At 65.6% G+C, this 22,326-nt stretch carries 14 protein-coding genes; 3 read left to right on the forward strand and 11 right to left on the reverse strand.

The features are described 5' to 3' along the window. Positions 1-24 precede the first annotated feature (24 nt). The 9 genes from ACSYDW_RS09150 to ACSYDW_RS09190 form a co-directional block, all read right to left on the reverse strand. Positions 25-1,107, reverse strand: a complete 1,083-nt coding sequence (locus ACSYDW_RS09150) for a Gfo/Idh/MocA family protein (RefSeq protein WP_438338420.1) — start codon at positions 1,105-1,107, stop codon at positions 25-27. Beyond that, positions 1,107-2,591, reverse strand: a complete 1,485-nt coding sequence (locus ACSYDW_RS09155) for a sugar transferase (RefSeq protein ID WP_438338421.1) — start codon at positions 2,589-2,591, stop codon at positions 1,107-1,109. Before ACSYDW_RS09155 ends, ACSYDW_RS09150 begins: the two co-directional genes overlap by 1 nt. 734 nt (positions 2,592-3,325) lie before the next feature. Next, the gene (locus tag ACSYDW_RS09160) at positions 3,326-5,944 is read right to left on the reverse strand and encodes a helix-turn-helix transcriptional regulator (protein WP_438338422.1); all 2,619 of its coding nucleotides are present in this window, start codon (positions 5,942-5,944) and stop codon (positions 3,326-3,328) included. 14 nt (positions 5,945-5,958) lie between these two features. Continuing rightward, positions 5,959-8,061, reverse strand: coding sequence for a helix-turn-helix transcriptional regulator (locus tag ACSYDW_RS09165; protein WP_438338423.1), 2,103 nt, complete (start codon positions 8,059-8,061; stop codon positions 5,959-5,961). Positions 8,062-8,648: 587 nt separating this feature from the next. Continuing rightward, the gene (locus tag ACSYDW_RS09170; protein ID WP_438338424.1) at positions 8,649-10,457 is read right to left on the reverse strand and encodes an ABC-F family ATP-binding cassette domain-containing protein; all 1,809 of its coding nucleotides are present in this window, start codon (positions 10,455-10,457) and stop codon (positions 8,649-8,651) included. Positions 10,458-10,474: 17 nt separating this feature from the next. After that, positions 10,475-11,416, reverse strand: coding sequence for a 4-(cytidine 5'-diphospho)-2-C-methyl-D-erythritol kinase (locus ACSYDW_RS09175; protein WP_438338425.1), 942 nt, complete (start codon positions 11,414-11,416; stop codon positions 10,475-10,477). Beyond that, the gene (gene rsmA, locus ACSYDW_RS09180; RefSeq protein ID WP_438338426.1) at positions 11,413-12,294 is read right to left on the reverse strand and encodes a 16S rRNA (adenine(1518)-N(6)/adenine(1519)-N(6))-dimethyltransferase RsmA; all 882 of its coding nucleotides are present in this window, start codon (positions 12,292-12,294) and stop codon (positions 11,413-11,415) included. The genes ACSYDW_RS09175 and rsmA overlap by 4 nt, the downstream gene beginning before the upstream one ends. 172 nt (positions 12,295-12,466) lie before the next feature. Beyond that, positions 12,467-13,576: a resuscitation-promoting factor gene (locus ACSYDW_RS09185; protein ID WP_438338427.1), complete on the reverse strand. Its 1,110-nt coding sequence runs from the start codon at positions 13,574-13,576 to the stop codon at positions 12,467-12,469. Positions 13,577-13,890: 314 nt separating this feature from the next. Continuing rightward, positions 13,891-14,853, reverse strand: coding sequence for a TatD family hydrolase (locus tag ACSYDW_RS09190; protein ID WP_438338655.1), 963 nt, complete (start codon positions 14,851-14,853; stop codon positions 13,891-13,893). 176 nt (positions 14,854-15,029) lie between these two features. On the opposite strand from ACSYDW_RS09190, the gene ACSYDW_RS09195 reads away from it, so the two are divergent. From ACSYDW_RS09195 to ACSYDW_RS09205, 3 genes are read left to right on the forward strand one after another with little or no spacing between them, the layout of a single operon-like run. Next, complete coding sequence (locus tag ACSYDW_RS09195) at positions 15,030-16,010, forward strand: AAA family ATPase (protein WP_438338428.1); 981 nt, start codon at positions 15,030-15,032, stop codon at positions 16,008-16,010. Between the two features lie 22 nt (positions 16,011-16,032). Continuing rightward, a complete protein-coding gene (locus ACSYDW_RS09200; protein ID WP_438338429.1) occupies positions 16,033-17,457 on the forward strand; it encodes a DUF58 domain-containing protein in 1,425 nt (474 codons plus the stop codon). Then, the gene (locus tag ACSYDW_RS09205) at positions 17,454-19,892 is read left to right on the forward strand and encodes a transglutaminase TgpA family protein (protein WP_438338430.1); all 2,439 of its coding nucleotides are present in this window, start codon (positions 17,454-17,456) and stop codon (positions 19,890-19,892) included. Before ACSYDW_RS09200 ends, ACSYDW_RS09205 begins: the two co-directional genes overlap by 4 nt. On the opposite strand, the gene ACSYDW_RS09210 is transcribed toward ACSYDW_RS09205, so the two are convergent. Both ACSYDW_RS09210 and rfbB read right to left on the reverse strand, forming a co-directional pair. Then, positions 19,874-21,274: a sugar nucleotide-binding protein gene (locus ACSYDW_RS09210; protein WP_438338431.1), complete on the reverse strand. Its 1,401-nt coding sequence runs from the start codon at positions 21,272-21,274 to the stop codon at positions 19,874-19,876. The two genes, ACSYDW_RS09205 and ACSYDW_RS09210, sit on opposite strands and share 19 nt — an antisense overlap. Beyond that, positions 21,271-22,305, reverse strand: coding sequence for a dTDP-glucose 4,6-dehydratase (rfbB, locus tag ACSYDW_RS09215; RefSeq protein ID WP_438338432.1), 1,035 nt, complete (start codon positions 22,303-22,305; stop codon positions 21,271-21,273). The genes ACSYDW_RS09210 and rfbB overlap by 4 nt, the downstream gene beginning before the upstream one ends. Positions 22,306-22,326 lie beyond the last annotated feature (21 nt).

The raw sequence follows: 22,326 nt of genomic DNA on the forward strand, positions 1-22,326 counted from the left end.
AAGGTTTGGTTGTTCTTCTCCTTGCTACTTCGCAACTTCCAACCGCAGGCCTTCCCCCGTGACCCGTGCGCGTGCTCCCCCCTTTTCCAGGCTCCTGCTGGTGGCCTCCAGGACCGAGAGCACGCGCATCGCGGCCCGCCCGTCGGTCGGGGAATCCGATGCGCCTCGGACACTCGCATGGAACTGCGAAACCATGCGGGCCAGCGGCTCGAACTCCTCCAGCGCCGGCGACCACGTGTCGCCCAGGCGGTAAGACACAGAGGCGTTGCGCCTGTCCCGGCTGTCTCCGTTGACGAGTTCCTGGCCCCGCAGGTCCACGCCGCGGTCATACACGCTCAGGCGTTGCTGCGGGTTCAGGTCGTCCCACACCAGGGTCCTCTTGGAACCGCCGATGACCATGCTGCGGATCTTGGTGGGGCTGAGCCAGTTCACATGGATGTGGGCCAGTGCCCCGCCGGGCAGCGGCATCGAAAGGTACCCGACGCAGGCCTTTCCCGCGCCCAGCGGATCCGCCGACTGGGCGGTGACCGTGAGCGGGCGCAGCCCGTCGGGCAGGATGAAGTCCAGGATCGACAGGTCGTGCGGGGCAAGGTCCCAGAAGACATCGACGTCAGGTTGGACCAATCCCAGGTTGATCCGGACCGAATCGATGTAGAGGATGTCGCCGAGGTCCCCTGAGGCAATCAGGTCACGGATCTTCATGACCGCCGGCGTGTAGCAGTACGTATGGTCGGCCATGAGCACCACGCCCAGGTCTTCGGCCGTATCCACCAGTTCCTGCCCCGCATTGCCGCGATCGGCCAACGGCTTTTCGACGAGTACGTGCTTGCCCGCCGTCATCGCCTGCATGGCGATCTGGTGGTGTGTGCGGGCGGGCGTGGCGATGGCCACCGCATCGATCTCGAAATCCGCCAACAACGTCGTGACATCGGGGACGACGGCCGGGCGGCCCACCTTCGCGGCCAACCCCTCGCCGCGCTCCGTGTCGAGGTCGCAGATGGCCACGAGGTCCCATAGCGGTGACGCCGAGAAGTTCCTGGCCAGGTTCGGACCCCAATAGCCGGCACCGATGACTGCCACCTTCAGCGGCTGGGTTTCGTTCGGCATTAGTATGCACCTTCCGGTTGGATCATTACCTTCAGGGTCCGCCACATGATCATGATGTCACCGGTGACCGACCAGTTTTCCACGTAGTACAGGTCCAGGCGGATGCTCTCGTCCATGGGAAGGTCGTTGCGTCCGCGGGTCTGCCAGAGCCCGGTGACGCCTGGCTTGATGTACAAGCGGCGCACCGTTTCCTTCTCGTACTGCGCAACTTCGCTTGCCAACGGGGGCCGTGGGCCGACCAGGGACATGTCGCCCTTCAGCACGTTGAGCAGCTGGGGAAGCTCGTCCAGCGAGTACTTGCGCATCCACCGGCCGACATGGGTGACACGGGGATCGTTCTTGAGCTTGAACAGGTGCCCGGCACCCTCGTTTTGGTCCCGCAGTGCTTCAAGCCGTGCTTCGGCGTCAACCACCATGGAACGGAACTTGAACATCTTGAAGGGCTCCCCACTGCGACCGACCCGCTGCTGCGCAAAGAAGACCGGCCCGCGGCTGTCCCTCTTGACGATGACGGCAAGGGCAACGAACACCGGCAGCAGGACCACAAGCGCCGCGGCGGACAGGACAATGTCCATGATGCGCTTGACCACGTGGTGTCCCCCGTCGAAGTTCGGAAGGTCGACATGCATCAGGGGCAGTCCCTCGACCGGGCGCATCCTGATGCGGGGTCCGGCGACGTTTGTCAGGCTCGAGACCAGGATGATCTGTGTCCTGGATTCCTCGAGGCGCCACCCGAGGCTCTTGACCGCCTCGCTTCCTTCGCGAAGGCTTCCCGCAACGATGACGGCATCTGCTCCCGTGCTGGCGACGACGTTTTCCAGGGTCTTCAGCCCGGCCCTTTGCGGGTATGGAGCGCCATGGCCCGGAACCACGTCCTCGTCGTACACGGCACCCACAACCTTGTAGGCGGCACCCGGGGCCTGGGAGAGCCGCTCGTTGACATACCGGATGTCGGCACTGCGGCCAACCACCACCACGCGCGAAAGGTAGTGCCCGGAAACGGAGCTCTGTCGGACCAGCCAACGGCGCCACAACCAGCGCGCGGCAAGCAACGCGACAAGCCCCACGGGAAAGACGACGATGACCACCCATCGCACGTGCAATGACCCGGTGACCACGATCGCCATGGCAGTCCATCCTGCCGCGACCACCGTTGCGTCCACGATTCGCTTGTATTCCATGGCGCCGGCACCGATGCGTTGTGGCGAACGTGTGCGGTACAACGTCAGCAACACCATCCAGAAAACCACGACGTCCAAGACTTCAATCGTGGTCGACAGGTTCCGGTCCGGCAGCGTCAGCGCACCAACGGAACAAACGACCACGATGATCGCCAGGTCCGTGGCCGCCAATCGCAGCGTAAACCTGCGACGCCACTCCCTGGCCGGCGCATGGACGGCGGTACCCGTGGTGCGGACGCGCGAGTTGCGCCGCACGGGCCACCACGAAGCTGTTGCATCGAATGATTCATTGATGTCAGTCATGAGCCGCGACCTTCGCTGTGCGCCGGTCATCAAAACCGACCGGCGCATGCGGACACAATGCAGTTGTCATCGTTCCCCATATCCCCAAGCTGTATTGCCTAAATGCAGCCGGCTTCCCATGCCGGCTGTTTTGAGCCTAATTCCGTGGTTCTTGGGACACACGCGTAAGTGCATACTCGTTTCACCGATTGGCTTACACAGGTAGTCACTCGAACGGGTGCGGCGGAGCAAGAACGGCCGACGTACCGTCTGTCCATCCGGGAAGTGCGCCCCCTTTCCCCTGCGAAGAAGGACCAGTGATTCACTGCGCGCCGGCGTCCGGTCCGTGGAATGCAGCCGTTCCGTGGGGCGCGGCTTCTGCGCGCAGCCCCGGAAGGCGCTTCTTTCCATGGTTTGGTGCTCACGGGATATCCGCCGAAAGGAGGAGCCGGCGGCTGCTGGGGGGTCGATCACTCGTCGAGAGGATCGCCAGCCGCCGACTCCGGTCTTTTGTGGTCAAGTGGCACGTCGTTTGAGTCCACTTGCCATCAGATGGCACCCCGCCCGGGATTCGTGAATCTCGTGCTCCGGATTCACACCGTCAACAGCACCAGGCTTCCTGGGGTACCTCCGACACTAGTTGGCGCAGCGGGCCCCGCTCACGCGTAGCAGCCACCTGATTCTTCCGTCCCAGCTACGCGAAACCGCGACCGATGCACTCGAAGAAAGCCAGACTTGCAACTCGCTATCGTTTGCTAGTTGCTGCGGAGTTCGTCGCGCCCGCTGATTCCGAGCTTGGCAAAGATCCTGTACAGGTGCCCTTCAACCGTTCGCTGCGAAACCACCAATTCCGCTGAGATCGCCTTGTTGCTTAGGCCTTGGTTCACCAGGGAGATGATTTCTCTCTCCCGGTTCGTCAGTGCCCTTTCACTCATGGCGTTAGTCAGCGTTCCCCAGGCTCTCCCACCCAGTTCCTTGATCCGTGAATCGATCTTTCTCAGCACAACGCCGCGCTGGCGTTCGTTCCCGGTTCCCTCCAAGTACCGCAGGGAAAGCTCCATGAGTTCGGTTCCCAGACCGGTCTCGCCACAGGAATACAGTTCGTCCGCCACGTTTACCAACACCGATGGATTCTCCGAGGACGACATCCGGACCGCACCCGACAGGGTGCCATTTCTACGCCCAACGCCGGCCTCGGCAAGTTCATGCAGTCTTGCCATCTGCTCATGGTATTTCGAGGAACCCGGCTCCGACTTCCAAAGCAAAATCAGTAGCTGCTGTTCGGTGTGGAGAAGCCCATAGGCGCGGGCCCTGGCAGCAAGTTTCACCAATTCTTCTTCGTGGGTCCCGGTTGAAAGGCTCCTGTAGGCAGCCGCAAGCAGTGTCGCATCTTGGCGTCCATGCACGGTGGATACGCGATTCGTGGGGCTGCCCTGACCCACACAACCTGCGGAACCAAGATCCCCACCCGCATCAGGCCGTATGTAGCCGCGCAAAGCCTCGGCGAGGGTCAGCAACGCGTTGGGATCGTGAACCGCAAGTTCTGCTCGGGCCTCGTCCAAGAGCTTGCCCGCAAGTTGCCACCGACCTTCCTGGACTGCGGCAAACGCCGCCCATAAATGCAGAAGTCCACTCCATTCCAGATGCAGGTCGGGCGATTCCGGTTCATGGGCAATCGCCAATCCCCGGATTTTGGCGTAGTCCCCCACCGCAAAGAGTGCACGCAACGCGGTGGAGACGATCGTGTACCCGGCAACGTATTCATTGGCTGAATTTGGCGCGATCTCCTCGAGCAATTCGATAGCGGTGTCTGCCGCTTCCACGAAACGGCCGAGAGCCACCAGTATCTGGCAACACGCATCACGGCACAAAAGGTACTCAAGGCTTCCCGGTTCATGTCGGCTTGCGGCTTCCCGGGCTTGGTCCAAGACCTTGTGCAGATTCACTCCGGAGGCCATATCGACCCATAATCCGAAGACATCCATCGTTGGCATGCTGAACGGTTTCTGGGCATCGGTGGCTCCTGCCCGATTGGGCGGGGTGCTTTCCGGGCTGGTTCCGCATTCCCTCATCAGCTCCCTGATTTCGCCATCGTCTCCGTGTCCGTGCCACAGGGCCAATGCCTTCAGCGAGACGAGGTCAGGCTGCAGCAGGGGATCGCCACATAGTTTCTGCACCCGGTCAACGATCTCAACAACCGTCTGAAACCGTTTCAGGCCCATCATCGCCCTGGCACCGTGCAAGGCAATGTGGGGGTCGGTTTCAAGTGCCCCGGAGAGCCGGCACATTGTCCAGGCATCGCGAAATTCCAGACCCGCATTTGCTCGGCCGATGGCCGCTGTGAATTGTTCCCTGGGAACCACGCTTCCGCTTTCACTGGCCCACATCAGCGAATACGGCAGGCTTCCATGGGTAGCAGTCCTCATGGACACGTGCCTCCACAATTGCGCGCTTCGCCCGGGTGGCACGATCTCGCGGAGAATCTGCGCGTACAAGGGAGCGGCAATGACGATCTTGGATTCGGCAGAGTAGTTCACCAGCCCTGTGCCAAGGAGTCGCCCGATGTCAGACCCCGAGATTTCTTCCAGGGCAACGGCTTCTTCTGCCCCACCCAATGCCAGCACCTCGAGGGCCGTTGCATCTTCGGCATTCAAGCGTTTTTGGATTTCGGAAACTGCGGCCGACAAATGCAGGTCGTTCTCGACGTGCGATTGGGTCAGGACGTACCAGCCCTTGGATTCAACGAGGACCCCCTGCTCACGGGCAGAACGCAGGAATGCGGAAATGAGCATGGGGTTTCCGGCGCAGGAAACGGCGATCGAATGCGTCGTTGCATTCGTCGTGGGTCCGCCAAGAATACGGCGAGCGTAGTCCGCCACTTCTTGAAGGGACAAGGCGGAGAGAGACACCCTTCCCAGCCGGGCACCGATTTCCGTGCTGGCAACCACGGGTTCTGTTCGTCCCTGTCCTACGGTCAGCAGCAGCAACCTGATGTTGCCGGCCAAGGCCAATTGAGACAGGACGAAAGCACTTGATTGGTCCAGGAAGTGCGCTTCTTCGACGACTACCAGCGTCTTTGATCCACTGACGGAGGGCGTAAACCGCTGCATCAGGTGCTTCAATACGGCAATATCGGTCGATTGGCCCTCGAAATCTATCAATAGCGGCGTGAGGGTCCCGAACTCGCATTCACCCAGGACCGGCGAACAAAGCAGGTGGACAGCCTCTACTAGTTCCCCTCCAAGCACTTCCGTCAGCAAGGAAGTTTTTGCGCTGCCGATTGGCCCTGAGATCACGGCCCCGTTCGATGATGGTTGACTCATCATCTTGAGTAGCTCGGAGCGTGCGTCGTGACCAGCGAGATCCGTTGCCAAGGACGCTGGCGCCTTCATGCCCTGGCACTTCCACGATTTTCGAGGGTAGCGACCATCGAGCTCAGTTCCCTTCGCCCGCCGATCGCCAGCTTGGAATAGATCTGGTACAGGTGCCCCTCCACCGTTCGGATCGAAACACCCGCGTTCTTGGCGATCTGTTGGTTGTTGAGTCCGCGGGCGGCTGCCGTAGCGACAAACTTCTCACGCCGGGTAAGGACTTCAAGCAGCGGGTATTCGCCATCAAGGACATCGTCGCGCGCGGTCTCCGACCGCGAAACAGCACTCTTGCGGCGGCGGTTGACCCAGCTTGCCACCAACGACTTACCCGGAGGTGAAAGCCTTTCGACAACTTGGTTGGCGCCGGGCAGCGCGAACACGACCAAACCAGCATCGATCATGGCTTCCAGCCCGGACAGTTGTCCGGACTCGGTCGCCAGGTCCGAGCCGGAGGCCATGAGTGCAAGGGCGGTTCCCGACCTCGTGGACCTGTATTCCACGTCCTGATCAGAGAACCGATACGGCGGCTGGAACCCATGCCGCAATCCAACGAGTGCTTCGAGGACCTCACGTTGGCTGACATTCTGGCGAACTCCACCGGGCATCCGGGACTCGTGTGCCCACGTGGTTTCAGGAGAGGCCAACAGCTCCGTAAACCACCACCTGCCGGGATCCCAAATTTCCGGAAATGGTAGGGGCGAGTGCCTCGACGGGTCATCCATGTCTTGAACGTAATTCCGCATGGACCGGATCAGCCACAGATCGTAGGTTGCCTCGGATTCCTCCAGCTGTGCGAACATGGCTTCAAGAACCGGCTGCGCTTGGTGGAAACGGTCGGAAGCGACGTTCAAGATTGCCTCAGCCACCGAGACGACCTCGAACAGCTCCGCGGGGAGTTCTTCAAAGTACCCGGGGAGTACTTGATGAATGGCCTGTTCGGCATCCCCCAGTTCTCCGTCCAGGAGACTCACACGCAGGTCTCGGAGCAAATGGCACAGTTCCAGGTTGCGCGGGATACCGCTCGCAGCCAGTTTTTCGTATGCGTGGCAACGATCGGAAATGAAGGCGTAGAAGTTTCCTTCCTCGGAACCGGCATACGCGTCGGGCGCGAAGGACCCCGCCCGTGTTTCGCTTCTGAGGACGTCTTCGAGAAGCCTCGAGGTGAGGACGATGGCTTCCCGCTGCCCGCCAAGACGTTGCACAAGACCCCACCCAATCAGGTGGTCGACGCATGCAAGTTCGTTGGCCGCCAATTGAGAAATATCGAGGGATCCTGAGACGGCAAGCCGCTGAATGAACTTTCGTTCCGAAGCATCCAAAATGGAAATCTGGGAACGCCCCATCGACTCGACCCTGGCGCCATGCGGCCAGTCCCCTTTCTCCGTGCTGAGGTGGCCACGACGGATGGCGAGTTTCCCGCTGGCGAAGGCATCGAGGGCGAGGGCTTCAAGCCAGCCGGGGTTGCCTTGGCTGCGGCGCCACATTTCCGCTGTAGTCACAGGCGTGGGCACAACACCGAATTCATCGATGAGGGCCTGGTGTGTCTCATGCACGTTGTAAGGATCGACGACAAGTTCGTGATAGCCCGGGCCATCGCAGAGCGGAACAAACTCGGCAGGAAGGAACTCCGCGTGTACGGCCAAGACGACCAACAGAATACTCCGGTTGTGGGCCATCTGCGACAACACTGCACGTGATTTCTCATCAAGGAGTTGCGGATGCTGCACAACGACCACGGGACGCCCGCCCGTGCGACGCTTCACCTTCGAAAAGGAACGAGCGACATCGGCTGGGCCGAGCGAACCACTGGTTTCGACATCAGCCAGCAGGAAACCCAGCGCTCCGTATTCGATTCTTTGGGCATAGGTCGTCCCGACAACATGGATGATGTCGCCGTTTTCGTTCAGTTGTCGCTGTGCGAGCGCCAAGAGTGCAACTCGGTCATCCCCATGCTCACCAAGCATGACAAGTGCCGTTGCCGAACCTTGCTCGAGCACGGATTTCAGTTTGTCGATATAGGCATCACGTGGTTTCCCCCCAAAGGAATCCGTAAGACACACTTCCCCATTTGCATTGGCGTTCTCCCCAAAATTTGGACGCCAAGCATTGACTTCATTCATTGTCACCCGTTCCCCAAACCCGGATATATCAACGAAAGACCCTCCCCCCAAAGGAGGTCTCTTGCAACTTCGTGCTCATCCTACGGCGGTTCTGCGGCCTAATCACCAGTTACGGGGAAAATTGATTAACTTGTTCGATCCCGGTGCCGCTTGAGGGTCTCCTGGCTTTCTTCACCCCGGCCCTGTATCCATCTGGATTCGGCTTGAATCGACCTCGACCTTTTGGCTCCGATCTGGATCTCGATCCAGATCGGGAAACCGTGGGATCCCGACACCGCACAGACTGGTTTCGGGAAATCCGGGCCGGGTTCCGGAGTTTGCCGGAACCTTCGGCCGCGAGGGTGGTGACGGGCAACGGGTCCTCCACAGATCCCGGCGTGAACCCACTCGATGGGCCACCCGGTCGCTCCGCCCACAAACGGCAACGCTACGCATCGGCTCGCCAGCAGTGGGCAAGAACCGCCGCCCGAACCCGGACGGGGCCCTTCACGAAGTCCTCCGTGCAAGGCCCGGTCCGACCGCAGACCGGACTTCATGCGGCGGGGTTTCCCCGGCGTTCCGTCCGGGCGCCGGGATCGATCGGCCCGCTACTCGCCGAGGATCTCGGCAGCCTCCAGCCAGGCCATTTCCAGCTCTTCCTTCTCCGCTTCGACGCCCTGCAAGGTGGCGTTGAACTTGTTCACCTCGTCGAACTTCATGGCTTCCGAAGCGGCAGCCATCTGCGCGTGAAGCTTCTCGATCTGGGTGTCCAACTTGCCCATCTGTCGCTCCACCCGGTTCAGTTCCTTGCGGGCCTCGCGCTTCTCTGCCTCACTGGGGCCCGCAGATTCCGCGGTCTCGGAGGAGCCGGACTTGGCTGTCGGGGCTCCGGTGCTTCCGCCACCCTGGACGCCCGCACGGAGTTCCAGGTACTGGTCCACGCCGCCGGGCAGGCCACGGACCTTGCCGTCGCCAAGCAGGGCGACCTGGTGGTCGGTGACGCGTTCGAGCAGGTACCGGTCGTGGCTGACGACCACGAGGGTGCCCGGCCAGCCGTCGAGCATGTCCTCGATCGCCGCGAGCGTGTCGGTGTCCAGGTCGTTGGTGGGCTCGTCGAGCATCAGCACGTTGGGCTCGCCGATGAGCAGGCGCAGCAACTGCAGCCGGCGGCGTTCGCCGCCGGACAGCTCCTTGACGGGGGTCCACTGCTTGTCCGTGCCGAAGCCGAGCTGCTCCGCGAGCTGGCCCGCCGAGACCTCCTTGCCTCCGACCTCGAAGGAGAGGCGCTCGGACTTGATGACCTCGATCAGGCGCATGTCGGCGACCTCGTCGAGCTCCTTGACCTCCTGGGTCAGGATCGCGGTCTTGACGGTCTTGCCGCGCTTGATGGTGCCCGATGTCGGCTCGATCTCGCCGTTGAGCAGGCGCATCAACGTGGACTTGCCGGCGCCGTTGACGCCGACGATGCCCACGCGCTCGCCCGGCGCCAGGCGCAGGGTGATGTTGTTGAACAGCGGCTTGCCGGTGCCGAAATCGAGGGTGACGTGCTCGAGGTCCAGTACGTCCTTGCCCAGGCGGGCGGTGGCCATCTTGTTCAGTGCGACGGTGTCGCGGGCCACCGGGACATCGGCGATGAGGGTGTTTGCGGCCTCGATGCGGAACTTCGGCTTGGAGGTTCGGGCGGGGGCGCCGCGGCGCAGCCAGGCCAGTTCCTTCTTGACCAGCTGCTGGCGCTTGCTTTCGACGACGGCCGCGGTGCGGTCGCGTTCGGCGCGGGCCAGCACGTAGGCGGCGTAGCCGCCGTCGAACGGGTCGACGATGCCGTCGTGGACCTCCCAGGTGCGCGTGCAGACCTCGTCGAGGAACCAGCGGTCGTGGGTGACCACGAGCAGGCCGTTGGCGTTGGCGCGCCAGCGGTTTTTAAGGTGCTTGGCCAGCCAGGCGACACCCTCCACGTCGAGGTGGTTGGTCGGCTCATCGAGCATGATCACCTCGTGCTCGCCGATGAGCAGCTTGGCCAGGGCCACGCGGCGCTTCTGGCCGCCGGAGAGCGAGGCGACCTCGGCGTGCCAGTCGACCTCGCCGACCAGGCCGCCCATGACCTCGCGCACCAGCGGGTTCGAGGCCCACTCGTGGTCCGCAGCCTCGCCGACGATGGCCTCGCCGACCGAGAGGTGCCCCTCCAGCACGTCGGACTGGTCCAGGTAGGCCACACGCACGTCGCCCCGCTTGGTGACACGGCCCTCGTCGGGGGTGATGCGTCCGGCCAACAGGCGCATCAGCGTGGACTTGCCGTCGCCGTTGCGGCCGACCATGCCGATGCGGTCGCCGTCCTCGAGCCCCAGCGAGAGGGAATCGAGAACCGTACGGGTGCCGAAGGCCATGGAAATGTTTTCGGCGCCGAGCAGATGTGCCACGGGTGGGGAGCTCCTAGCTAGAGGGTGTGTTCGGTGGTGGGCAGGATACCGGCCCCGGGGACCGGGCCGTGCACGGCGATCGTCGCGACGCCTGCCTCGTCGGAAAGCTGCGTCATGATCTGCTCGCAGTGCGCCTCGTCGGTGGCCAGCAGCGCCAGGGTCGGGCCGGAACCCGAAACCAGGGCATGCAGGGCCCCTGCTGCCTCGCCCAGGTCGCGCACCACGCCGAGCTCCGGCGCCAAGGCCAGGGCCGCCCGCGTCATGTCGTTGACCAGCAGCCCGGAGAGCGCGTCGAGGTCGGCGTCCATCAGGGCTCCAACCATGTCCGGGTCGACCTCGGTGGGGGTCGGCACGTCCTCGGCGGCGCGCAGCCGGTCCAGCATGCCGTAGACCCTCGGCGTCGAGAGCCCGTAGGAGGCCGGGACCAGCACCCAGTCGGTGCGTTCGCGCAGCAGCAGCGGGGCCAACAGGTCCCCGACGCCCAGCCCGACGGCTGCCCCGCCATGCAGGGCGAAGGGCACGTCGGCGCCCAGGCGGGCACCGAGCCGGGCCAGTTCCTCGCGGTTCAGGCCGGTCCCCCAGAGGGCGTTGCAGGCCACAAGCGTCGCCGCGGCGTCGGCTGATCCCCCGCCCATGCCACCGGCAATGGGTACGCGCTTGGTGATGCACAGGTCGACACCGGCGTAGTGGCCGGTGTGCTCGCGGAGCATCATTGCGGCCTTGACCACCAGGTTGTCGGGGCCCAGCGGGAACGATTCCGGATCGGAGACCGCCGTGGAATCCGGGTGCAGCGAGACGTGGATTTCCTCGTCGTCGCGGCCCGTCGCGGAGACATCCTCGTAGAGCGAGACCGCCAGGTAGAGGCTGGCTACCGAGTGGTAGCCGTCTTCGCGGGGCGGACCAACCTTGAAGTAGCAATTGATCTTTCCCGGCGCCCGCGCGGTGATCGTACGGCTCATTCGGTACCGGATTCCAGCGCCTGCCTGGCTTCGGCGATGGCGGTGAACTCGAGGATGCCAAGTTTCTCGCCGCGTGCCTGCGGGTCGATACCCGCCGCAGTCAGGGCCTCTTCCGCCTTGGCGGGGGAACCTGCCCACCCGGCAAGTGCCGCGCGCAGCGTCTTGCGGCGCTGTGCAAAAGCGGCGTCGATGACGGCAAAGACCTCTTGGCGGCTGGCCGTGGTCGTCGGCGGTTCGCTGCGTTCGAACCCGACCAGGCCGGAGTTGATCTTGGGGGCCGGCCAGAAAACGTTCATGCCGATGACGCCGGCCTTGCGCATGGTGCCGTACCAGGCGCCCTTGACGCTGGGGACGCCGTACGTCTTGCTGCCCGGTCCCGCGGCCATGCGGTCGGCGACCTCGTCCTGGACCATCACAAGTCCGTGGCGCAGCGACGGGAAGTGTTCGAGCAGGTGCAGCACCACCGGCACCGCGACGTTGTACGGCAGGTTTGCCACCAAGGCCGTCGGCGGGTGCGGCAGCTCCGTGACCTTCATGGCGTCCGAGAGGATGACCGTGAGGTTCTCCGCCTTCTCGGGGCGGAACTCGGCAACGGTCTGCGGCAGACGCGCGGCAAGTTTCGGGTCGATCTCGACGGCTACGACGCGGGCAGCCGCGTCGAGAAGTCCCAGGGTGAGCGAGCCGAGGCCGGGGCCGACCTCGAGCACCGTTTCGCTCGGGTCGAGTCGTGCATTCGAGACAATGCGGCGGATGGTGTTTCCGTCGATGACGAAGTTTTGCCCCAGCGTCTTGGTCGGGCGTACGTCGAGCTCGCCGGCGAGGCGGCGAATGTCGGTGGCGCCGAGCAGTGGCGGCGGGGTCGATTCTACGGAAGTCACGATTCAATCTTAGTTCAGGCACCGGCCCGGGCGGACCGGTGGCCGGTGGAAAGCCCCGGACGGGGCCCTTGTTGGAAAGGCCGATGGGCCCCGCAAGACTTGCGGGGCCCATCGGATGTACATGTATGTGCCGTGCGGCTTCACGCCCCTCGGGCGGTCGGCGTATCGGTTCCTAGCGCAGGCCCAGCTTGCTGGAGCAGGCCGGCCAGTGGCCCCATCCGCCGCTGGCGCGGAGCTTCTCGGCGGTTGCCACCTGTTCGGCGGGAGTCGCCTGGTGCGGCAGCGGCGCGTACTTGGTGCCGCCCGCGCCGGCCCAGCTGCTGGCGGAGAACTGCAGGCCGCCGTAGTAGCCGTTGCCGGAGTTGATCGCCCAGTTGCCGCCGGATTCGCACTTGGCCAGTGCCTTCCAGGTCGCGGAAACGCTGCCCGCGCTGGCGGTGGTTCCCTTGCTTGCCTTGGGCTTCGGCTTCTCCTTGGTGCCGACGGAGATTTCCTCGTCGACGGGCTTGGTCGTGACCTTGTCGCTGACCAGTTCCTTGTCGGTTTCCTTGCCGTTGCGCAGGGTCACCTCGTAGGTCTTGGTTCGTTCGCCGTCCTTGCCCTTGGCCAGGGTCTTCTTGGTTCCTTCGAGCGCCTTCGCATCCTTGACGGTCGTGGTGCCGTGGGCGATCGTTTCGGTTTCCTTGACCTTCTTGGTCTCCACGCGGGTGACCTTGATCTTCAGGTTCTCGGTGATTTCGTCGGAAGCCTTGACGTTGAGTTCGTCGTCCTTGGAGACCTTGACCTTGGCCTCGGCCAGCACGTCGGCAACGGTGGCCGCTGTCGTGTCCAGGTTCTTGGTGTCGCCGTCAACCTTGATCGTCACTGCCTTGGGAGTGGAAATGTCGATCGGGGTGCGCAGGTCGACGAGTTCGAGGGCGGGGCCCTGCGCGATCTCCGAGTCGGACTCCACGTTGAGCTGATCGAGGACGTCGGCAACGGTGAGGCCGGTCGTCTGAACGACGCGCTCCACTCCGTCGATATTGACCTCGATGGTCTTGTTGCGCTTGATGTCGATGGCCGTCCCATCGGCCACGGCCGTGCCGAGGGCGGGCGAAACGGCATCGAGGTTGGAAACCTCGATCTGCGAGTCCTTCAGGACATCGGCCACGGTTGCGGCACGGGTGGTCACGCTTTGGGTTTCACCGTCGATGGCGACGGCGACGGTCTTGTTGCCACCGACAAAGGTGACGAGACCAAGGATCAACGCGGTCAGGACGGCTGCTTGCGCGCCGATTTTCACCCAACGATTCTTGAAGGCATTCTTCACAGGATTCCAAACTTAGTTTTGGTCCAGGCACGGGGAACCGAACTTCGCGCGTCTAGCCCTGAATGCCTGATCTCGGATCAAGCCGGGGCCGTGGTTGCGCAACGGCCGGTGTCTTGCGGCACCATCCAATTCCGCAAAATTGCCGGGCTCCGATACGGAACCCGACAATCTCCTGCGGCATCAAATGCACCCGGGAACCTTCCCCGATCCCGGCTACTTTTCCTTAACCGTAATCGAATCGTAATAAGGCCGCAAGTGGCTCGTGCTTGAGTTGTGGCGAAAATACGTTAGAAGGGGCCGTAGGCGCGCAGGGTGTTTCCGGCAAGCACCCGGCAGTACTCCTCCAACCCGACACCCAGGTGCTCGGCCATGAAACGCACGGTGTGCGGGATCAGGTAGCTGGCGTTGGGACGGCCGCGGTACGGGTGCGGGGTCAGGAACGGGGCGTCGGTTTCCACCAACACCAATTCTGGCCTGGCTACCGACAACGCCTCGGGCAGGTCGAGGGAGTTCTTGAAGGTCACGGTTCCCGAGAACGACATGAACCAACCGTTGGCATTGCAGGTTTCGGCCAGCGCCGCGTCACCCGAGAAGCAATGGAAAACCACGTGCTCTGGCAGGTCCTCGCTTTCGAGGACACGGACCACGTCGAGGTGTGCATCACGGTCGTGGATCTGCAGCGCCTTTCCGTGCTCCCGCGCCATGCGGATGTGCTCGCGGAACGAGGCTTCCTGCGCGGGACGCCCCTCGGGGCCCGTGCGGAAGTAGTCCAGGCCCGTCTCGCCGATGGCCCGAACCCGGTCGTGGCCGGCAAGTGCCTCGATCCCGGCAATCGCGGCATCCAGGTCGCCGGTTGCCGCAAGGCGCGCGGCGTCGTTGGGGTGGATGGCGACGGCCGCCAGGACGCGGGGGTCCTCGCTCGCGGCACGGACCGCGAAACGGGAGGATTCGACGTCGCAACCTACCTGGATCACGCCGGGAACCCCGACGGCGTTAGCCGCGTCCAGGGCCTTCGACACCTCGACATCGACCAGCCCGTCGCGGAAGTCGAGGTGGGTGTGGTTGTCCGGAACGCCGAACGGCAGCGGTTCGGGGGCCGGCGGGTAGTGCAGGTTCCGCTTCTTGCCCTGTTCGTTGTCGCCGCTCCCGGACAGCTCGACTTCCGGGCCCCTCCGGTCCACCTCGGGCAGGTACGCCTCGGGAACCCCGTGGGTGCTTCCGCCTGCTGCTGCGCCGTTGCCCTTGGCCATCGATCCGTCTCCCTCGGTGCGCGGTTTGCGTTGCGCGGCGATCGACCGCGACGTACCTAGGGTACGCGTCCCACCATGCCGGGTCCCGCCAAATGTGATGCGTGGCACGCGGATGCCGGTATCGTTGAAGTGAGGACTTCACAATTGCCCGCTGCTGCACCTCAGGAGTACATTGCATGTCGCTTTCCACCGAGCCCCAGATCATGTCTGCCGACGAGTTCGGCCGCGTCTGTGAACAGGTCCTCTCCAGCATCGGCACGGTGATCGACGGCAAGGCCCAGGTCGCGCGCACTGCCCTGATCGTCCTGCTCGCCCAGGGACACCTGCTGCTCGAGGACGTCCCCGGCGTCGGGAAGACCATGCTGGCCAAGACGCTGGCCAAGACCGTCGACTGCACGGTCCACCGCATCCAGTTCACCCCCGACCTGCTGCCCTCGGATGTCACGGGCGTCTCGATCTTCAACCAAGACACCCACGAGTTCCAGTTCCGGCCCGGGCCGGTGTTCGCCCACATCGTGATCGGCGACGAGATCAACCGGGCCAATGCCAAGACGCAGTCCGCGCTGCTGGAGTGCATGGAGGAGGGCCAGGTCACCGTCGACGGGATCACCCATGCGCTGGGCAACCCCTTCATGGTCATCGCCACGCAGAACCCGATCGAGCTGGAGGGCACCTTTCCGCTGCCCGAGGCGCAGCGGGACAGGTTCATGGCCAAGATCTCCATGGGCTACCCCGATGCCGCGGCGGAAATGTCGATGCTCGAGTCGCACCAGGCCGCGTCGCCCCTGGAGCGCGTCAGCCCGGTGCTTGACCTGGCGACACTGCACACGCTGATCAACACCGTTGCCGCGGTGTTCGTTGCCGAGCCGGTCAAGGAGTACATCGTTGCCCTGGGGCGGGCCACCCGCGCACACCCGGAAATCAGGTTGGGGGCCTCCCCGCGTTCGCTGCTGCAGCTGCTGCGGGCTGCCAAGGCCGAGGCCGCGCTGAACGCCCGCGACTACGTGCTGCCCGAGGACGTGCGGACCGTCGCCACCGACGTGCTGGGCCACCGCCTGATCCTGCACCGCCGTGCCGAGGCCGCCGGCACCAACGCCGAATCGCTGCTGGCCTCCATCCTCAACTCCATCCCGGTCCGTGCCGGTGCCCGCGGATGACGCACGAAGGACGTCCGAGACGATGAACCCCCGGGAAGAAGGCCCCGCGGAGTTCCGCGAGTCCCCGCACACCGGCCGGTGGGTGCGCGACGAGGCACCGGCGAGCCTGCGCGAGCGCGTCCACCTGGGGTTCCTGACCTCCCGCGGCTGGGGCCTTTTTTCCACGGGCGTTGCGGCACTGGCCGGCGCGTGGCTGCTGGGCCGGCGCGAGCTGATGGCCGTGGCTCTCTTCCTGGTCCTGACGCCCCTGCTCGCTGCCTTCCTGCTGCGCTTCGGGCGCACGCCGCTGGGCGTGGTGCGCACGTTCAACCCGAGCGTGGCACAGACGGACTCCGGGGTACGGGTCCGCCTGCACATCAGCCATGCCGGCCGCTCCCCCGGCATCCTGCCGCTGAGCGACACCTTGCCCGGGGACTTCGGGCACGGCCCCGAATTCAGCTACCCGTCACGAAACGCTGCGGTCCACGAGGGTGTCTCAAGCAGCCACTACGAATACCGCCTGCGCCTGGCCTCCCGCGGCATCTACCCCATCGGCCCCGTCAAGGCCCGGGTCACGGACCCGTTCGGGCTGGCCGCGCGACCGGCCGCGGTGGACAAGCCCAGCGCCCTGGTGGCCATGCCTCGGATCGAGCCGCTGGAGCCGGACGGGCTGCCCGGCGAGCGCGGGGCCCACGGGCAGGCAAGCTCCAACCGCCGGCTGACCCCCGATTCCTTCGACGTGATGACCAGGGACTACCGGGACGGCGACTCCGTGCGGCGCATCCACTGGCCGGCCACCGCCCGGCGCGGTTCGGTCATGGTGCGCCAGGAGGACTACCGGGCGACGCCGCGTGCGCTGATAGTGCTAGACCGTTCGCGGGCTGCCTACCTGCCCCACGGCTCAGGCTCCGAGCCCGGCATCGCCATCCCGCAGTACACCTCCGACCCCAAGCAGTCCACCCCGCGGTTCGAGTGGGCGCTGCGCGGGGCCCTGGGCATCGGCGCCTACCTGTCCCGGTCGGGGTTCGGCATCGAAATGATCGACCACGAGGCACGTCCCGTCAACCAGGTCTCGGCCTCGGGGTCGGATGACGGCAGCGAGGTCTTCGGCGGCCCCCACGCCGTCGAGGACATGCAGGGGGCCCTGGCGGCGCTGGGCCTCGAGGACCCGCCCGCGCGGCATGTCTCGGAATCGGCCCCGGCCTTGACCACGGCCCTGAAGACCCGGTTGCGCACGCACGGCGATCGGCTGGTGCTGCTGCTCGGCGAGGTGTCCCCCGCGACGGCGAACGCGTGGATCGATTCGGTCGGCTCCCGCCGCCAGGTCGTGGTGCTCTGCGTGGTGCACCGGCCGGAGCAGGCACAGCCCGTGGTCACACGCTTCCGCCAGGCCGGGTGGTCGGCCGTGGCGGTGTCCCCGAAGACCACGCTGGCCGAGGCCTGGAGCGAACTCGGAGGGCAGTCGTGAGCGCCCCGACACTGGACCGGGCGCTGCCCGCCGAGGACCTCCATGCCATGGCCCCGCAGCGCAGGGACCTGCGCGCCGCGGCACCGCTGCTGGGTGCCGGGTTCGCCACGCTGCTGGCGACGCTCGGCTCGGCGGCAAGCCTCCACGGGGTAGTCAGCGGCTGGTCGTGGCTGGTCCAGGTGGCCGCCACGGTGCTGGCTGTCGTGCTGGCCACGAACCTGGCCCGCCACCTGGCGGCCCCGCGGTGGGCCGTGCCCGTGGCCGGGGTCCTGGCCGCGGTCTGCACGCTGACCTTGCTGTTCTTCTCCAACACCGCACTGCTGGGTTTCCTGCCCACCCCCGAGACCTACAGGGCGCTGCTGTACGTGTGGGAGACGGCCAACGAGCAGATGGGTTCGCAGGTGCCGCCGGTGCAAACCACGGGGGTCATCGTCTTTTCGGTGACGCTGTGGTCCGCCGTCGTCGCCCTGGCCGTGGACACGCTCGCCTTCACCCTGCGGGCGCCGGCCGTCTCCGGGATCCCGCTGTCGCTGCTGCCGGTGATCGCCTCCCTGTTCGAACCCCAGGGCGCCGGGATCGGTTCCGTGACGCTGGCGGCCGTCGGGTTCCTCCTGGTCCTTGCCTCCGCCCGGTGGCTGGAGTCCGCGGCCCCGGGCACCGGGGGCCGGCGCCTGGCCGTGGAGCTCGTCGGGGACCATGACCCCGGGCATGCCGCGGCACCTCGCAGGCCGGGGACCTCGTGGATCCAGGGATCCGTGGTCCTCGCCGGCGCCGTCGCGAGCCTGATGGTGCTGCCGATGGCCGTCCCCGGGTTCACCAAGGGCATGATGGTCGAGGGCACCAGGCCCTCCTGGGGCGGCGTCGCCACGAACATCGACCCGATGATCGCCCTGGGCAACGACCTGCGCAACAATTCCCCCGGCACGGTCCTGCGCTACTACACCGACGACACCGAACCGCTGTACCTGCGCACCTCGGTGATCGGGGCCCTCGAGGGCAGCAAGTGGCAGCCCGAGGATTCCCAGCCCCGGGTGCCTGTCACGGACCCCCTGGTCTCTTCCGGCCTCGCGGGGTTCGCCTTGACGAGGGACACCGTGACCCGCGTGGTGACCGACAGGTACCGCGGGGTGTGGTTGCCGATGCCGGGCAACCCCGTCATCGTCGACAACCTGCCCGGGGACTGGCGGTGGAGCCCGGACACCGGGACCATGCGTGCAGGGGAAAACGAGCCGATGGCGGCGCAGGACTACACCGCGCTGGCCCGGGTCCCGGAGTTCACGGCCGAGGAGCTCGAGAGCTGGAGCATCGAATTCCAGGGCGCGGCCGCGGGCTCGGCCGATTCGCAATACCTGCGGCTGCCCGACGACACCCCCGAGTCCCTGTTCGAGGCGACCTCGAAGGCCATTGAAGGCGCCGAGGGCAGCTCGGCCTTCGAACAGGCGGCCGCGATCCAGAAGCACCTGCGGTCCGGGACCTACACCTACTCCGAGAAGACCCCCGTCGAGGACGGCTACGATGGCAGCGGGATGCAGGTCATCGATGCCTTCCTGCAGCAGAAGGCCGGCTACTGCGTGCACTTCGCCTCCACCATGGCCGTGATGGCACGCACGCTGGGAATCCCCAGCCGCATCGTCACCGGATACTCCCCGGGCAGCGCCACCGGCGAGAGCGTCCCGGGCAGCAACGGGAGCACGCTCGCGGAATTCACTGTCAATTCCCGCAATGCCCATGCCTGGCCCGAACTCTACTTCCCCGGCGCGGGCTGGGTCCCCTTCGAACCCACCCCGGGCCGCGGCGTCCCGCCGGCCTACGCCCCGGCCGCCGCCGTGCCGACCCAGGACCCCGGCCGCGACCCGCGCCAGACGAGGCCCACCACCAGCAACACCGCCAGCCCCACGGCGAGTTCCTCCTCCGCGGCCGCCGGCCCCGCAGCCGGCACCGGGCCGGTGGAGCGGGACACGCCGGCGTGGCCGCTGGCGGCGCTGGCAGGGGTCCTGCTGCTGGGCGCCACCCCGTTCGCCATCCGCCGCCTCCAGCGCTCCCGGCGCCTGCGCACCGTCGCCGGGGACCGCGGGGATACGGCAGGTTCGCCCGTCGATGCCGCCTGGGCGGAACTCGTGGCGCTGGGCTTGGACCATTCACGGCCCATGCGCCAGGACGAATCGGCCGGCGACTATGCCCGGCGCCTCGCGAAGTTCCTGCCCGGTGCGGCCGCCGACCTGCACACACTGGGCGGGGCCTACGAACGGCAGCTGTACGCCCCGGCCGCCAAGGCCCCCACGGCGGGAGCCGCGCTGGTCCAGGCACTGGCCGGTGTCGAGCGGGCTTTCACGGACCGGCTCTCCACCGGGCCCCGGATCACCGTGCGCCTGTGGCCGAAGTCGGTCTTTGCCCCGCGGCCGCTGGAGCCGCTGGGCTACAGTTCCTCCACGTAGGTGGCCAACCGCTGCAACTGGTCCGCGGGATGGAACCCGGTTCCTCGGATCTTTTCAAGTCGCAGCGTGCTGCTGGCCGGCCGCGGGGCGGTGTCCGGGCGCCCCGCGAAGTAGTCGGCGGTGCTGATCTCGTTCACCCGGGCGGGATCGTGGCCGCAGAGCACGAACACCTGCTTGGCGATCCTGGCCCAGGAGGCCGGTTCGCCGTCGTTCGTCAGGTTGTAGGTGCCGAAGGGAGCACCGGATTCGAGCAGGTGCACCATACCGGCGGCAAGGTCCGCGGTGAAGCTCAGCCGCCCGACCTGGTCGTTGACCACGGACGGATTCACACCGGTCCGTGCCAGCCTCGCCATGGTGGCGACGAAGTTCTGGCCGGCCCCGACGACCCAGCTCGTTCGGACGATGTAGTGGCGCGGAACCGTGCGGACCAGCGCCTCCCCGGCGGCCTTCGTCTGTCCGTAGACCCCCAGCGGGCACGGCGGGTCCTCCTCGCCGTAGGAGCGCAGGCGCCCGTCGAAGACGTAGTCGCTGGAGACGTGCACCAGGGTGATGCCGTGCTCGGTGCAGACGCGGGCCAGGCGCTCCACCGCTGTGACGTTGGTGGCCCAGGCGTCGTGCCTGCCGGTTTCGCTTTCGGCCAGGTCGACCCGCGTGTAGGCCGCGGCGTTGACAACCGTCCCGTAGTCCTGCCAGTTGACCCCGGCCAGGTGCTCCGGATTGCAGAGGTCGAAGTCACCGCGTCGCGGAAACTCGTATCGGCCCTCGCCACGGAGCAGCGCCGAGAGCGCACGCCCCAGCTGGCCGTTCCCGCCGATGACAAGGGTCTTGGGCCGTGGCACGGGAATGACGTCGGCCAGCGCCGGGTGCTCCTTGTCCGCTTCCGAGGTGACCGCCCGGTCCAGCGGGATTGGCCACGGGATGCCGGCGGTTTCGTCGGCCAGGTTCAGGAAGGTGTAGCCCTCCTGCGCTTGTGGTGACCAGTGCTCGGTCACCAGGTAACTGTAGCCGGTGTCCGGTTCCAGGGTCTGGAAACCGTTGCCGACCCCGCGCGGCACGAAAACCGCCTGCCCGGCGGTGAGAACCGTGCTGTAGCTCCTGCCGAAGCCGTCCCCGGCACGCAGGTCGACCCAGGCACCGAAGACGGATCCGCCAACCACAGCCACGTACTTGTCCCACGGTTCGGCATGGATCCCGCGGGTCGTGCCGGTTTCCCGGTTGAAGGACACATTGTTTTGCACGGGCCGGAAATCGGGCAGCCCGGCGGCGGTCATCTTTTCGCGCTGCCAGTTCTCCTTGAACCAGCCCCGCGCGTCCTCGTGCACGGGCAGTTGGACCAGCAGGAGTCCAGGGATGCCGGTGGCCTGGACCTCAGGTGCCGTCACCGGGCGTCGCCGTCCGCCGCGGCGAGTCCTGTGGCTTGTTCCTGGAGCATGTAGCGCTCCTCGGTCCGCCGCTTGGCAGGCTCCCACCACCAGCGGTTCTCCCGGTACCAGTCGATGGTTTGTGCCAAGCCCGCTGCAAGGTCCCGGTGCTGCGGTCGCCAGCCCAGCTCGTTGCGCAGGGAGCCGGCATCTATCGCATAGCGCATGTCGTGCCCCGGGCGGTCGGCCACGTAGTCGAAGGCGTCCTTGTCCTCGCCCAGCAGGCCGAGGATCGTCTCCAGGACGCCCAGGTTGCTCGTTTCGCCGTCCGCCCCGACCAGGTAGGTTCGCCCCGTTTCGCCCCGTTGCAGGATCTCCCAGACCGCCGAGGAATGGTCATCCACGTGGATCCAGTCGCGGACATTGGAACCGCTGCCGTAGAGCTTGGGTCGCTCGCCGTCGAGGATGTTGGTGATCTGCCGCGGGATGAACTTTTCCACGTGCTGGTACGGCCCGTAGTTGTTCGAGCAGTTGCTCAAGGTTGCCCGCAGCCCGAAGGACCGCACCCAGGCCCGGACCAGCAGGTCCGAGGCGGCCTTTGTCGAGGAGTACGGGCTTGAGGGGTTGTACGGGGTGGTTTCGGTGAAGCGCCCGGGATCGTCGAGCTCCAGGTCGCCGAAGACCTCGTCCGTCGAGATGTGGTGGAAGCGCACGTCGTGGCGCCTGGCCGCCTCGAGCAGGGTGTAGGTCCCCACGATGTTGGTGTGCAGGAACGGTGCGGGATCGTGGAGGGAATTGTCATTGTGGGATTCCGCGGCGAAGTGGACGACGGCATCCGCATCCCCCACCAATCCATCGACGAGTGCGGCGTTGGCGATGTCCCCGATTTCCAGCCGTACCCGGTCGGCGGGAAGGTCCCTGAGCGACTCGGGGTTCCCCGCGTAGGTCAATGCGTCAAGTACAACAATGCTCGCGTGGGAGTGCTCAATCACGTATCGGACAAAGTTCGCCCCAATGAATCCGGCACCCCCAGTTACCAGGATTCTCTTCATGGTCGCAAGGCTATCGCCCCT

The organism is Paeniglutamicibacter selenitireducens, from assembly GCF_051550675.1.
Lineage (GTDB): Bacteria > Actinomycetota > Actinomycetes > Actinomycetales > Micrococcaceae > Paeniglutamicibacter.

Excerpts from the sequence above, each read along its gene's own strand:
- rfbB (WP_438338432.1), bottom strand. The coding sequence starts at position 22,305 with ATGAAGAGAATCCTGGTAACTGGGGGTGCCGGATTCATTGGGGCGAAC.
- ACSYDW_RS09150 (WP_438338420.1), bottom strand. The coding sequence starts at position 1,107 with ATGCCGAACGAAACCCAGCCGCTGAAGGTGGCAGTCATCGGTGCCGGC.
- ACSYDW_RS09200 (WP_438338429.1), top strand. The coding sequence starts at position 16,033 with ATGAACCCCCGGGAAGAAGGCCCCGCGGAGTTCCGCGAGTCCCCGCAC.
- ACSYDW_RS09165 (WP_438338423.1), bottom strand. The coding sequence starts at position 8,061 with ATGAATGAAGTCAATGCTTGGCGTCCAAATTTTGGGGAGAACGCCAAT.
- ACSYDW_RS09155 (WP_438338421.1), bottom strand. The coding sequence starts at position 2,591 with ATGACTGACATCAATGAATCATTCGATGCAACAGCTTCGTGGTGGCCC.
- ACSYDW_RS09195 (WP_438338428.1), top strand. The coding sequence starts at position 15,030 with ATGTCGCTTTCCACCGAGCCCCAGATCATGTCTGCCGACGAGTTCGGC.
- ACSYDW_RS09190 (WP_438338655.1), bottom strand. The coding sequence starts at position 14,853 with ATGGCCAAGGGCAACGGCGCAGCAGCAGGCGGAAGCACCCACGGGGTT.
- ACSYDW_RS09175 (WP_438338425.1), bottom strand. The coding sequence starts at position 11,416 with ATGAGCCGTACGATCACCGCGCGGGCGCCGGGAAAGATCAATTGCTAC.